The 12,523-nt window shown below is 31.8% G+C and carries 9 protein-coding genes, 15 tRNA genes and 1 rRNA gene; 2 read left to right on the top strand and 23 right to left on the bottom strand.

From position 1 onward, the window contains the following. Window positions 1-7: 7 nt before the first annotated feature. From ffh to ASHG_RS00125, 9 genes are all read right to left on the bottom strand, one after another. Complete coding sequence (gene ffh / locus ASHG_RS00165) at window positions 8-1,345, bottom strand: signal recognition particle protein (RefSeq protein ID WP_040396693.1); 1,338 nt, start codon at window positions 1,343-1,345, stop codon at window positions 8-10. Window positions 1,346-1,356: 11 nt separating this feature from the next. Further along, window positions 1,357-1,680 carry a YlxM family DNA-binding protein gene (gene ylxM / locus ASHG_RS00160; protein WP_040396691.1) on the bottom strand — a complete coding sequence of 108 codons (324 nt, stop codon included), beginning with the start codon at window positions 1,678-1,680 and terminating at the stop codon, window positions 1,357-1,359. 158 nt (window positions 1,681-1,838) lie between these two features. Next, complete coding sequence (locus tag ASHG_RS00155; RefSeq protein ID WP_040396689.1) at window positions 1,839-3,065, bottom strand: S1C family serine protease; 1,227 nt, start codon at window positions 3,063-3,065, stop codon at window positions 1,839-1,841. A 212-nt stretch (window positions 3,066-3,277) separates the two neighbouring features. Further along, window positions 3,278-3,354: transfer RNA gene (locus ASHG_RS00150), tRNA-Arg, on the bottom strand. A 7-nt stretch (window positions 3,355-3,361) separates the two neighbouring features. Then, window positions 3,362-3,438: transfer RNA gene (locus ASHG_RS00145), tRNA-Arg, on the bottom strand. A 197-nt stretch (window positions 3,439-3,635) separates the two neighbouring features. After that, complete coding sequence (locus ASHG_RS00140; protein WP_040396688.1) at window positions 3,636-5,141, bottom strand: YfcC family protein; 1,506 nt, start codon at window positions 5,139-5,141, stop codon at window positions 3,636-3,638. 9 nt (window positions 5,142-5,150) lie between these two features. Then, on the bottom strand, window positions 5,151-6,086 hold the full coding sequence (gene arcC / locus ASHG_RS00135; RefSeq protein ID WP_040396686.1) for a carbamate kinase: 936 nt from the start codon (window positions 6,084-6,086) through the stop codon (window positions 5,151-5,153). A 30-nt stretch (window positions 6,087-6,116) separates the two neighbouring features. Beyond that, window positions 6,117-7,121: an ornithine carbamoyltransferase gene (gene argF, locus ASHG_RS00130; protein ID WP_040396684.1), complete on the bottom strand. Its 1,005-nt coding sequence runs from the start codon at window positions 7,119-7,121 to the stop codon at window positions 6,117-6,119. Window positions 7,122-7,179: 58 nt separating this feature from the next. Then, entirely contained in the window at window positions 7,180-8,406 is a 1,227-nt protein-coding gene (locus tag ASHG_RS00125) for an arginine deiminase (RefSeq protein WP_040396683.1), read from the bottom strand. Between the two features lie 278 nt (window positions 8,407-8,684). On the opposite strand from ASHG_RS00125, the gene ASHG_RS00120 reads away from it, so the two are divergent. Both ASHG_RS00120 and ASHG_RS00115 read left to right on the top strand, forming a co-directional pair. Then, window positions 8,685-9,947 carry a helix-turn-helix transcriptional regulator gene (locus tag ASHG_RS00120; protein ID WP_040396681.1) on the top strand — a complete coding sequence of 421 codons (1,263 nt, stop codon included), beginning with the start codon at window positions 8,685-8,687 and terminating at the stop codon, window positions 9,945-9,947. 23 nt (window positions 9,948-9,970) lie between these two features. Then, on the top strand, window positions 9,971-10,675 hold the full coding sequence (locus ASHG_RS00115) for a B3/B4 domain-containing protein (RefSeq protein ID WP_040396680.1): 705 nt from the start codon (window positions 9,971-9,973) through the stop codon (window positions 10,673-10,675). A 104-nt stretch (window positions 10,676-10,779) separates the two neighbouring features. Here the strand turns inward: ASHG_RS00115 and ASHG_RS00110 are convergent. The 14 genes from ASHG_RS00110 to rrf form a co-directional block, all read right to left on the bottom strand. Then, window positions 10,780-10,856: transfer RNA gene (locus tag ASHG_RS00110), tRNA-Arg, on the bottom strand. A gap of 16 nt (window positions 10,857-10,872) precedes the next feature. After that, window positions 10,873-10,949, bottom strand: a tRNA-Arg gene (locus ASHG_RS00105). A 25-nt stretch (window positions 10,950-10,974) separates the two neighbouring features. After that, window positions 10,975-11,051 (bottom strand) — tRNA-Arg (locus ASHG_RS00100). 193 nt (window positions 11,052-11,244) lie between these two features. Beyond that, window positions 11,245-11,318: transfer RNA gene (locus ASHG_RS00095), tRNA-Gly, on the bottom strand. Window positions 11,319-11,330: 12 nt separating this feature from the next. Further along, window positions 11,331-11,405 (bottom strand) — tRNA-Gly (locus ASHG_RS00090). Between the two features lie 97 nt (window positions 11,406-11,502). Next, a tRNA-Thr gene (locus tag ASHG_RS00085) sits at window positions 11,503-11,578 on the bottom strand. A 49-nt stretch (window positions 11,579-11,627) separates the two neighbouring features. Continuing rightward, a tRNA-Asp gene (locus ASHG_RS00080) sits at window positions 11,628-11,704 on the bottom strand. 11 nt (window positions 11,705-11,715) lie between these two features. After that, window positions 11,716-11,791 (bottom strand) — tRNA-Val (locus ASHG_RS00075). A gap of 4 nt (window positions 11,792-11,795) precedes the next feature. Further along, a tRNA-Glu gene (locus ASHG_RS00070) sits at window positions 11,796-11,870 on the bottom strand. A 17-nt stretch (window positions 11,871-11,887) separates the two neighbouring features. Continuing rightward, a tRNA-Glu gene (locus ASHG_RS00065) sits at window positions 11,888-11,962 on the bottom strand. 50 nt (window positions 11,963-12,012) lie between these two features. Then, window positions 12,013-12,089, bottom strand: a tRNA-Met gene (locus ASHG_RS00060). A 3-nt stretch (window positions 12,090-12,092) separates the two neighbouring features. Continuing rightward, window positions 12,093-12,169, bottom strand: a tRNA-Met gene (locus tag ASHG_RS00055). 59 nt (window positions 12,170-12,228) lie between these two features. Continuing rightward, window positions 12,229-12,303 (bottom strand) — tRNA-Asn (locus ASHG_RS00050). A gap of 77 nt (window positions 12,304-12,380) precedes the next feature. Continuing rightward, window positions 12,381-12,497, bottom strand: a 5S ribosomal RNA gene (gene rrf, locus ASHG_RS00045). Between the last annotated feature and the right edge of the window lie 26 nt (window positions 12,498-12,523).

The raw sequence follows: 12,523 nt of genomic DNA, 5'->3' as shown, positions 1-12,523 counted from the left end.
TATTTTTTTAGAAGAAAGGCATATTGAATTTTCTTTTACCTTTTCTACCTTTTTTCATATTAGTAAATTGTTTCATCATTTTCTTTAGTTCTTTGAATTGCTTTAATAATTTATTTAATTCGTTCATATCAACCCCAGATCCCTTGGCAATTCTTTCTTTACGACTTTTGCCAATTATCTCAGGTTTTTCTCTTTCTTCCTTGGTCATAGAAGATATTAAAGCTTCAATCCTTACAAATCCCTTTTCATCAACATTTACATTTTTTAACATCTTGTTGTTTACTCCAGGAATCATAGCAAGTAAATCTTCAAGCGGTCCCATATTTCTTATTTGATTTATTTGTTCAATAAAATCATCTAAGGTATAGGTTTGATTTCGCATCTTTTCTTCAAGTTCTTTTGCATCTTTTAAAGAAACTTGTTTTTCTGCCTTTTCAATAAGAGATAAGACATCTCCCATTCCCAAAATTCTTGATGCCATCCTATCTGGATGAAAGGCTTCAAGATCATCAAGTTTTTCTCCAGTTCCAATAAATTTAATTGGCTTTCCTACAACTTGTCTAATTGAAAGGGCTGCTCCACCTCTTGCATCACCGTCAAGCTTTGTTAAAATTACACCTGTTATATCAAGGTAGTCATCAAAAGTTTTTGCTACGTTTACAGATTCTTGACCAACCATAGCATCAACTACCAATAAAATTTCATCAGGTTTAACAGCTTTTTTAATGTTTTTTAGCTCATCCATCAAGTCCTCATCAATTTGAAGACGTCCAGCAGTATCCATTATAACAACATCGTTGTTATTTCTTCTAGCATATTCCTTAGCCTCATTTGCCGTTTTTACTGGATCTTGTTTTCCTTTTTCAAAAACTTCAACTTCAGCCTGACCTCCTACAACTTTCAATTGTTCGATTGCAGCAGGTCTATAAACATCAAGAGCTACTAAAAGAGGATTTCTTCCTTCTTTTTTTAATTTACGAACAAGCTTACCAGAGTGAGTAGTCTTACCAGAACCTTGCAAACCTACCATCAAAACAACATGAGGGGTAGATCCTTTTAGTTCAAGTTTAGAATTTTCCTTACCCATAAGATTTGTAAGTTCTTCATTTACAATCTTAATAACAGTTTGACCTGGGGTAAGAGATTCCATGACATCTTGACCCATTGATCTTTCCTTGATTTTTTTGATGAAATTTTTAACTACCTTGTAGTTAACATCAGCTTCAAGCAAGGAAAGCTTTATTTCTCTGGCTGCATTATCGATGTCTTTTTCGCTTAATTTTCCTTTTCCTGTAAGTTTACCTAAAGTATCTTGTAACTTTTCAGAAAGATTTGAAAAAATCATATTTTCACATCCTAAATCTTATTTATCATTTGATCTATTTTTTTAATAGCTTCATTTTCATTTGAACTTTCGATCAACTCTCTTAACAAAGACAAATTATCTTTTAAATCATCTTTTTTCTTTAATAAAGAGAGCTCATTTTCAAACTCAAATAACTTATCAACCGACCTTTGAATCATATCTGATATGGCCTGCTTTGACTTATTATTATTCTGGGCTATTTCATTTAATGATAAATCTTCATTGTAATAACAATTTATGACATCTCTTTGCTTTTCATTCAAAAGAGATCCATAAGTGTCAAACAATCTTGCAACCTGTACTAATTTTTCCATATTCTCACCCGTCAAGTAATTTTCTTGACCTATAAAGTATACTAGAAAAAATCCCTAGTGTCAAGAAATTTTCTTGACAATTTTTTTATTTAAATTTCAACTTTTATCCCTTATTTCAGATACAAAAAAAGAACTCCAAAATGGAATTCTTTTTTTATTTATGGTCTTAGCCAATCTGGTAGTTGTTGACCATTTTCATCATTTTCTTTTATTTCATTTTTTGGGCTTGCTTCTTTAAATTCTTCTATATTTGAAGAATCCATAGTAAATTCAAAATCTACTGATTTTTTCTCACCACTTCTAACAATTTCAACCTTAGCCTTATCACCAACGCTGTAATTTAATAAGAGTTTTTTTAGACTTGACATATCTTTTACTTTTTGACCGTCAATTCCTACAATTATATCTCCTTTTCTAAAGTAGTTTTTAGCATCGTCAACTACTGATTGAACGTAAACTCCATCTTCGCTTCCTACATTTTTTGGATCAATATTATTAGATTGTAATAATAAATCTAAATTTATTCCAGTAATTCCTAAATAAACTGAGTTGAATTTTCCATTTTTTGAAATTTGATCTACAACTTTTTTGGCTAAATTTACGGGAATTGCAAATCCAATTCCATCAGAATTTCCTGCTTTTGCAGTATTTATTCCAATTAATTCACCTTTAGAATTTAACAAGGCTCCCCCGGAATTTCCCGCATTGATAGCTGCATCAGTTTGCATTAGACCATCCATTTGTGCGCCATTTTCAAATGAAACAGTCCTATTTAAACCGGAAATAATACCGCTAGTTACTGTTGATTGTAATTCAAGTCCTAAAGGATTTCCAATAGCTACAGCTCTATCGCCAACATTTATCTCATCACTATCGCCCAAATCAATTGGGTTTAAATTATTAGCATTTACTTTTATTACAGCAAGATCTAAGGTTGTATCATTCCAAACAAGCTCTGCTTTTAGCGATTTATTATTTGAAAATAATACATTAATTTCACTAGCATCACCATTACTTACTACATGGGAATTAGTCAAAATATAACCATCCTTAGTTACAATCGAACCTGACCCTACCCCCTCAACGTAGCCTGTTTGAGGACCAAATATAGTATTTTGAGTTGCTTTTGTTTTTGTCGTAATTCCTACTACAGAATCTATACTTTTTTTAACAACAGCCCTTTCCATTGTAATATCATCACTTGTATCAATGTTTATTACGCTTTTATTTTTTTCTTTCGAATTATTATTTGAAGAATTTTTACTATTTCCATTATTAATAGAACTACCTAGTAATGAAAAAACTAAAAATCCACCTAGAACAGCACCAATTAATCCTGAAAGAAAATTAGAAAATCCTCCAGATCCTTTGTTTCTTCTAGACATATATGCCTCCTTTATATCTTTATATTATTATTCTACAAAAAAATGTAAATAATATGTTATAAACAAATTTCAAATTACATGATACTTGTAATAATTTTTATAATTATTTTCTAACTTATCTAACTCTCTTATTTTATATAAATATATCAAAACATTTTAATTATTGAACAAAATTTTGTAAATAAAAAAAGCTTGAAGATTCAAGCTTAGTTTGGCGCGGCATTGAGGATTCGAACCCCAGGCCTACTGGTCCGTAGCCAGTCGCTCTATCCAACTGAGCTAATACCGCAAAATAATGGCGCGCCTGAGAGGAGTCGAACCTCTGACACACGGATTAGAAGTCCGTTGCTCTATCCAGCTGAGCTACAGGCGCACATAAAAATAAATATTTAACATAATAAAGAAATGTTTTATCTCTTTAACTAATATAATTATAACATAATTTTTTTTAAATACAAAATTTTTTTAAGTCTTTTTTTATCAATCTAAGTATCAAAATTTTTATATTTAAAGATGTATTAAATAATAATTGGCATTAAAAAAACTCAGATAAAAATCTGAGTTTTATTTTTACATTACTGACATTGCAATTGATAAAATAATTATATTTGCAATAAATACAATAATAAATGGCTTTCTTACCCATTTCAAATATGTTGAATATTCTACTTTTGCTGCTGCAAGACCACCCATTACTACTCCTGATGTTGGAGTAACAAAGTTTACAAGTCCACAAGCTGCACAGAAAATCATAATCATAATATTAGGGTCATAACCTAATTGATTTGCCAATGATCCCATGATTGGAATTGATAATGCTGCAAGTCCTGATGTTGATGGTACCAAGAATGATAATACCATGTAAATCAAGTAAGCAAGTGGTGCAAATACAAATGGTGATACTCCTTTTAATAATTTAGCTGAGTTTTGTAGAATGTAGAAATCTAAGTGAGTTGAGCTCATTACTACTGTAATTCCTCTTGCTACTGCGATTATTAGTCCTACAGATAATAGATCAGCTGCTCCTGCTATAAATCCATCTACAAATTCTTTTTCACTAATTTTAGCAACAATTGCTATTACTATACTTGAAAGTGTAAATAAAGCCGCAAGATCTTTAAAGTACCAATATCCTAATGGTGATCCTGTCAAGAAATCTGACCATCCAAATACTTTTAGATATGCTTCTTCATCACCTTTGAAGTTTATGTCTACATATGAAATTAATGATGCAATCATTATTACAAATGTAATAGCAAAAATTGTTAGTACTGCTTTATGAGTTCCTGTAAATTCAAGGTCTCCTTCAGTATCTTTAGCAAAATATTCTTGCATATCATGTTTTTCATCTGCTGTTAATACTGACGCCTCTTTATTTGATAATAATTTTTTAGCATAATTTAATACAAATTTAATAACTATAATATCTGTTGATAACCAAAGTATAACACCAATAACCATTACAATTGTGGCATTAGATTTTATACCTACTGATTCCAAAGCTCCCATAGCTGCTGATGTAGCAAATGGGTTTATTGTTGAACCGAGTACTCCGGCTCCAGCTCCAAGTAAAACTGTACCTACCGCAACCATAGTATCAAGTCCTGCTGCTACCATTGCTGCTGTAATTAATGGATAAAAACCAATTGTTTCTTCTGCCATTCCATAAGTAGAACCACCTACTGAGAATAAGAACATTAATACTGCAATTAGTCTTCCTTCTTTTCCTTTATTTTTTCTAACTAATGAACGAATTCCAGCTTCCATTGCACCAGTGCTCATTACGATACCAATAAAACCACCAATACATAAAATAAATACAATAAGATCGGCAGCATCCATAAATCCATTTGGTATTGCCATTACAAAATCGCTTAATTTTGCACTTTCAACAGTAACTGTTTCCCCTGCTTTTACAGTGTTAATAAGATCTTCGTATTTAGTTGGATCTAAAGATTTTATTATGTCTGAATCTATTGGTTTACCACTTGTTATAAATGTAATCAAACATACTGCAGCTAGGACAATCATCAAGATAGAAAATGCACTTAGTGATTTTTTCTTCTCTTTTTTCATAGTATTCTCCTATTTTTTAATTATAGTTCCTGTCTTTCCTTCTAAGGCTTCAGCTGCTTTTTCTAAAGATGTTATAAGTGCACGACCTTTGTCTGATTTTTCAACAAATTCTAAACAAGCTTCTACTTTTGGTAACATTGAACCAGGTGCAAAATGTCCTTCTTCAATATACTTTTTAGCTTCTTCAACAGTCATTTCTTCTATTTCTTCTTGATTTGGTTTGTTGTAATTTATCATAACTCTATCTACTGCTGTTAAGATTACTAACATATCAGCATTTAGCTCTTGTGCTAGTAATGCAGAAGATCTATCTTTATCTATTACAGCTGGCACACCTTCTAATCCTTCTTCTGTTTCGATTACTGGCACACCACCTCCACCGACTGTTATTACTATGTTACCGTTATTAACCAAATTTTCTACAATATTGATTTCAATTATTTCTTTAGGAATTGGACTAGCTACAACTCTTCTATATCCTCTTCCTGCATCTTCAACATATTCATAACCATTTTCTTTTTGTTTCGCTTCTGCTTCTTCTTTTGTTAAGAAACTTCCAATTGGTTTTGTTGGTTTATTGAAAGCCTCATCATTTTCATCAACCATTACTTGAGTAACAACACAAGCAATTTCTGAATCTTTATTTCTATTTTTTAATTCATTTCTTATAGATTGTGATAAATGATATCCAATATAACCTTGGCTCATAGCTCCACATTCTGGAAATGGCATTTCAGGAGTATCTCCACCCTTGTTTGCTGAAAATTCCATTGCATTATTTATCATTCCTACTTGTGGACCATTTCCATGTCCTACTGCTATGTCGTAGTTTTCTGATAAATCAACTATTGTTTTTGCTGTTTTTTTTACTAATTCTAATTGCTCAGCAGGGGTATTGCCTAAAGCATTACCCCCGAGAGCGATAACTAATCTTTTTTTTGTCATTTGTTATCCTATTTACTATTTTATTTTTTACTATTTTAATGTTGCATACATAATAGCCTTGATTGTATGCATTCTGTTTTCTGCTTGATCAAATACTTTACTTTGTTTTCCTAAGAATACATCGTCTTTAACTTCCATTCCGTCAAGATCGTATTTGTCTCCGAATTTTTCTTTCACGTCTTTTCCTGTTGTTGTTTCAAGATCGTGGAATGATGGTAGACAATGTAAGAATATAGCATCGTCATCTGCTAAGTCCATAACTTTTTGGTTTACTTGGTATGGGTGAAGAATTTCAATTCTCTTTTCCCAAACTTCTTTTGGTTCTCCCATTGATACCCAAATATCAGTATAAACTGCATGAGCGCCTTTTGCTGCTTCTTCTACATCTTCTGTAAATTCTACTTTTGATCCGTGAACTTTTGCAAATTCTTTAGCTTCTTCAACTAATTTATCATCTGCCCATAATTCTTTTGGACCACAACCTGTGTAGTTGATTCCAAGTTTAGCGCAAGCTACCATTAATGAGTTACTTACGTTGTTTCTGCAATCACCCATGAATACAAAGTTAAGTCCTTTTAGGTAACCAAAGTTTTCTTTGATTGTTAGCATATCAGCTATCATTTGTGTTGGGTGGAATTCATCTGTTAGACCATTCCATACAGGTACTCCTGAATGTTCAGCTAATTTTTCAACTAATTCTTGGTCAAATCCTCTGTATTCAATTCCATCATAGAATCTTCCCAATACTTTTGCTGTATCTTCGATTGATTCTTTGTGTCCCATTTGACTTGAACCTGGATCTAGGTATGTTACTCCCATTCCTAAGTCCATTCCAGCTACTTCAAATGAACAACGAGTTCTTGTTGAAGTTTTTTCAAATAATAATACTATATTTTTTCCTTCTAGATATTTATGAGGTGTTCTTGTCATTTTTAATTTTTTGAATTGTTCACCTAGATCTATTAGGTATTTAATTTGATCTTCTGATAGGAATTTTAATCCTAATATACTTTGTCCTTGTAAATTTACTGGCATATTGTTATCTCCTTAATTTTTGTTTTTCAATATTAATTTTTAGTGACTAACTTACTTCTTATAATTCTCTTTCTAAAGGCATTGACATACATCTTGGACCACCACGACCTACTGTTAAGTTTGATGCTTCCAATTCAAGCACTTCAATTCCTTCTTTTCTTAGTACTTCATTAGTTACAGTGTTTCTCTTATAAACTAAAACTTTTCCTGGAGCAAGTGTTAATGTGTTTGATCCATCATTCCATTGCTCTCTTTCTGCAGCTATTGGATCTCCACCACCACATGGAATTAGACGAACTTTTTCAATTCCTAAAGCTTCTGCTAAGATTTCATCTAATTTTCCTGATGCTGTTTCAATGTGTAAATCATTATTTTCTTCATCTTTTGTTATGATTTTAACTTCCATTTCTTTGATAATTGCAGGATGGTATGTGAAAGCATCATAATCAATTTGTGTAAATACTGTATCTAAGTGCATGAAAGCTCTATTTTCATCAATTTTTAATGCATAGATTTTTTCAATTTTGTTTTCAACATCACCAAAGAATAAATTTTTAGCTAATACTTTGATAGCATCGTATTGAGTTCTTTGAGAAATACCAATTAATAATGTATTTTCATTACCATTGAATGTATCTCCACCTTCAATATGGAATTCATTTTTTCTACCATAAAGATCTGGAACTTCTTTATATTCTGGATGGAATCTAAAGATATAGTCACAGTAGATTGTTTCTCTGTTTCTTGTTACAGAATACATTTTATTAATTACTGCACCATTTCCTACTGATGAGAATGGATCTCTTGTAAAGTAAAGATTTGGCATTGGATTAATTGCTAGGTATGATTGTCCTACCACCATTTCATGAAGATCTTCTTCTGTAAATAGACCTAGTTCTTTTAATGTTAAACCAGCCATTGTTTTTTCAACAAATTCTTTTGTATCTTCAATTTTTTCTAAATATTCTTTAGCTTTAGCTAGAATATCCTTATCTTCACAACCTGTTTCACTTAAATATTCTTCTAAGAAAGTTTCTCTTAATCCATCATTAGCATCTAATGTTTCAGCCATTAAATCTTCAAGATAAACAACTTCTACACCATTGTCTCTCATGATATCTGTGAATCTGTCATGTTCTTCTTGAGCAGATTTTAAATCTGGTATATCATCGAACAATAATTCTTCTAGAGTAGATGGTGTTAAATTTAATAATTCTTCACCTGGTCTGTGTACCAAAACTTTTTTAAGTGGTTTAATCTCACTTGTTACTTGTATACTTGTCATGCTTCCTCCTAAAATATATAAAACACAGTGCTTAATATAAGTTTATTATGTTATTTTCTAACTATTAATTAGCACTAATATCGTTTACATTAATAGTATACACTTTTAAATATAAATTTCGCGACAAATTTTACATACTTTATTGTATTCTCTATTTAAATGAAAAGATTTTCATACACTAAATTATGAAAATTTATTAATAAACGGCTTAAAATTAGTAATCTCGACCAAAATACTATATAATATAAGTATAGAATATTTATATAAAGAGGTTGTTTATGGTTATAAGTAATATACAAACCAAAATTTCTACAATTTCAGACTTGTCAAAGATTTGTAGTTTTGAAGTTGAATTTCAAGATAAATCTACTACTACCCTTATACACAGTACGGCAAGACTTCTTTTAATTAAAAGAGGTAAGGGTAAATTTATGATCAATGGAGTTGAATATCTTATTGAAAAAAACACTATGATTTCAATATTACCATGGGATATTACAACAATAACTGATGTTACTGAAGATTTAGAATTTTATAAAATTGTATATAATTTTCAAATAATTAATGATGATTTAAGAAATATTTGTAATTTTAGGAAAAATCAAATAAATTCAATAGAATTTTTATCCAAAAATCCTATAAAAATTCTTGATAATGAATCATATTATAATATGGAAAGTTCTTTTATTGAAATTAAAGACGAAGTAGGTAATGATTCCTACCAAGAAGAGATTACAAAAAAAGAATATTCAGATGAATTTCTTATATCATCTATTATTAGAATTTTAATTAAATTTTTAAGATTCGAAAATAAATGTAAAATTAAAACAGATATAAGTTTTGATCAGCAAGTAAAAATCAATCAAATTCTTAGGTATATTTATTCTCATATGAGCGAAAAACTTACCTTAGACAGACTATCATCAACTTTTTTCATCAGCAAATCGACTTTAACAAAATATATAGATGAAAATACTGGTTTTACTTTTACTGAACTTTTAAATAGGATTAGATTTTCAAAAGCAATTGACCTACTCATGTTTTCAGACAAAAGTTTGACTGAAATAGCTAAAAGTGTTGGTTATACAGACTCCTCTCATTTTACAAAAATTTTTGAAAGCACAGAAGGAATAAAACCTGGTGAATTTAAGAAATACTACAATATAAAACAAATGAGTCTAAAACAATCAGAGCAAAAATTGTTAGTTGATGTTGTAAACTACGAAATAAATAACTTTAATGATGCAAACTTAACTATTGGAAAAGTTGCTAAAACTTTTGGAATCTCAACATCTGAAGTCAATAGGCTTATATATTTTCAATTTGAAAAAAACTTCTATGAATACTTAGATGAGCTTAGAATTTCTAAAGCATGTGAATTATTAAAGACAACTGATCTAAAAATCATAGATGTAGCAATGAAAGTCGGGTACAATTCTACTAGAACCTTCCAAAGATCATTTGGTAGGCTTACTGGTATATCACCTAATAAATTTAGGTCAAGTATAAATTACCAAGATTCTGAAGGAAATATAATATAAGTAAATTATGAAAAGGAGTTAATATGGAGTTTATAGCAAGTGAATCATTTTGGGAATTATTTCCTGAAGCTGAAATTGGACTTATCTTATTTAAAGATATAAAAATGGAAGAAAAATCAAACAGAGAAATAAGAGATAAACTTGATGATGCAAACGAAAAAGCATTAGACTATCTTACAAAACCAGTTTTTAGCGAAAATCCAGTTATAAAAGTTTGGAGAGATGCATTTCGTAAATTTAAAACAAAAAAAGGAGCTCGTTGCTCAATAGAAGCACTACTAAAAAGAGTTTCAAAAGATAAAGATGTAGGAAGTATAAATCCACTAGTTGATATTTACAATGCTACTTCTTTAAACTATGCTCTTCCATGTGGAGCTGAAGATATTGATAAATTTGTAGGAGACTTAAAACTTGAAATAACTGAAGGAGACGATCCTTTCCAAGCTATAGGTGATGACAAAAACTCACCAACACTAGAAGGTGAATTATGTTATAGAGATGATAAAGGTGCAGTTTGTAGATGTTTTAATTGGAGAGATGGTCAAAGAACAATGATTACAGATCAAACAAAAAATGCCATACTCTTTATGGAAAATCTAGATACAGAAAGAAAAGAAGACTTAAGAAATGCAATTAACTATCTAGCAGAAAATCTAGAAAATCATTTAGAAGGAAATGTTGAAATTCACTTCATAACAAAAGACAATCCAAGTGTAGAAATAAAATAAAATAAAATAATATCAAAGCACAAACAATAAAATTTGTGCTTTTTTTATATTCAAAATACAAAAAAATATACAAAAAAAGATCTTTAGAAAACTAAAGATCAAAATGGCGCGGCATTGAGGATTCGAACCCCAGGCCTACTGGTCCGTAGCCAGTCGCTCTATCCAACTGAGCTAATACCGCTCAAAATTTAAAAATATGGCGCGCCTGGGAGGAGTCGAACCTCCGACACACGGATTAGAAGTCCGTTGCTCTATCCAGCTGAGCTACAGGCGCACATTAAAAATTTATAAAGATATTTTGGCGCGCCTGAGAGGAGTCGAACCTCTGACACACGGATTAGAAGTCCGTTGCTCTATCCAGCTGAGCTACAGGCGCACATTAATATAAAACAATTTTTAATAGTAGTTTATTAAATATCAATTTCTACTATGGTATATATTGTACCATAAAATAAAAAAAATAAAAAGAAATTGTATAAAAATTTATTTAATTAATCTCTAATATAAATAAATTAAATATTCACATAAAAAAACTTACGAACTTTAATCAGCTCATAAGTTTTTAAATTTGGAGCGGGTGAAGGGAATCGGACCCTCGCAACCAGCTTGGAAGGCTGGGGCTCTACCACTGAGCTACACCCGCAAAAAACATTATTGGAGCGGAAGACGGGATTCGAACCCGCGACCCTCGCCTTGGCAAGGCGATACTCTACCACTGAGCCACTTCCGCATATATTTGTGGGAAGAAAATTTATGAAAGTTTAAAACATCTTCCCGTTTATTTAAGTAAATATGAAAAATTATAATATCAAAGCAAAGCTTTAATATGGAGCTGATGATAGGACTTGAACCTACAACCTATTGATTACAAATCAATTGCTCTACCAATTGAGCTACATCAGCAAATTGGATCTCATCTGAAATCCAAATCCTATAATAGCCTTAAAGGCAATGGCGACTTAGATGGGATTCGAACCCACGACCTCTGCCGTGACAGGGCAGCATTCTAACCAACTGAACTACTAAGCCACAAAGATAATTGGTGGAAGTAACAGGGCTCGAACCTGTGACCCCCTGCTTGTAAGGCAGATGCTCTCCCAACTGAGCTATACTTCCAAAATGGTGACCCTACCGGGATTTGAACCCGGGATACCGCCGTGAAAGGGCGATGTCTTAACCGCTTGACCATAGGGCCATAAAAATAATAAAACGTGGTGACTCCACCGGGATTTGAACCCGGGATACCAGCGTGAGAGGCTGGTGTCTTAACCACTTGACCATGGAGCCAAAAGCTCCAGGCAAATACAATAAGCTAAGAGCTTATAAAAAATAAAAAATGGTAGCGAAGAAGAGACTTGAACTCTTGACACTCCGGGTATGAACCGAATGCTCTAGCCAACTGAGCTACTTCGCCACATGGTTGCGGGAGTAGGATTTGAACCTACGACCTCCGGGTTATGAGCCCGACGAGCCACCAAGCTGCTCCATCCCGCGATATAGTATTCTTAGTATGAGCATCTTGTTAAAATTATTCCAATTAATAGAATAATAATTGGCGCTCAGGGTGGGACTCGAACCCACAACCTACCGGTTAACAGCCGGGTGCTCCACCATTGAGCTACCTAAGCACTCCAAAACAATAAAATAATAAAAAAAATCTTATACAAATACCTTCTATCTAATAAAAATAGAAGATATTATATAAGTTTGGCAACTACCTAGTCTCCCGGGAGGTCTCCCTCCGAGTACCATCGGCGTTAGAAGGCTTAACTTCTGTGTTCGGTATGGGAACAGGTGTATCCCTTCTGCCATCGTCACCACATATTTAATATACTGTTTTAACCTAAT

It is taken from the genome of Anaerococcus senegalensis JC48 (assembly GCF_000321005.1).
Classification (GTDB): domain Bacteria; phylum Bacillota; class Clostridia; order Tissierellales; family Peptoniphilaceae; genus Anaerococcus; species Anaerococcus senegalensis.
The sequence above is the reverse complement of the archived record's forward strand: the minus strand, read 5'-3'. Positions and strand labels throughout refer to the sequence as shown.

Excerpts from the sequence above, each read along its gene's own strand:
- ffh (WP_040396693.1), bottom strand. The coding sequence starts at position 1,345 with ATGATTTTTTCAAATCTTTCTGAAAAGTTACAAGATACTTTAGGTAAA.
- ylxM (WP_040396691.1), bottom strand. The coding sequence starts at position 1,680 with ATGGAAAAATTAGTACAGGTTGCAAGATTGTTTGACACTTATGGATCT.
- ASHG_RS00155 (WP_040396689.1), bottom strand. The coding sequence starts at position 3,065 with ATGTCTAGAAGAAACAAAGGATCTGGAGGATTTTCTAATTTTCTTTCA.
- ASHG_RS00140 (WP_040396688.1), bottom strand. The coding sequence starts at position 5,141 with ATGAAAAAAGAGAAGAAAAAATCACTAAGTGCATTTTCTATCTTGATG.
- arcC (WP_040396686.1), bottom strand. The coding sequence starts at position 6,086 with ATGACAAAAAAAAGATTAGTTATCGCTCTCGGGGGTAATGCTTTAGGC.
- argF (WP_040396684.1), bottom strand. The coding sequence starts at position 7,121 with ATGCCAGTAAATTTACAAGGACAAAGTATATTAGGATTAAAATTCCTA.
- ASHG_RS00125 (WP_040396683.1), bottom strand. The coding sequence starts at position 8,406 with ATGACAAGTATACAAGTAACAAGTGAGATTAAACCACTTAAAAAAGTT.
- ASHG_RS00120 (WP_040396681.1), top strand. The coding sequence starts at position 8,685 with ATGGTTATAAGTAATATACAAACCAAAATTTCTACAATTTCAGACTTG.
- ASHG_RS00115 (WP_040396680.1), top strand. The coding sequence starts at position 9,971 with ATGGAGTTTATAGCAAGTGAATCATTTTGGGAATTATTTCCTGAAGCT.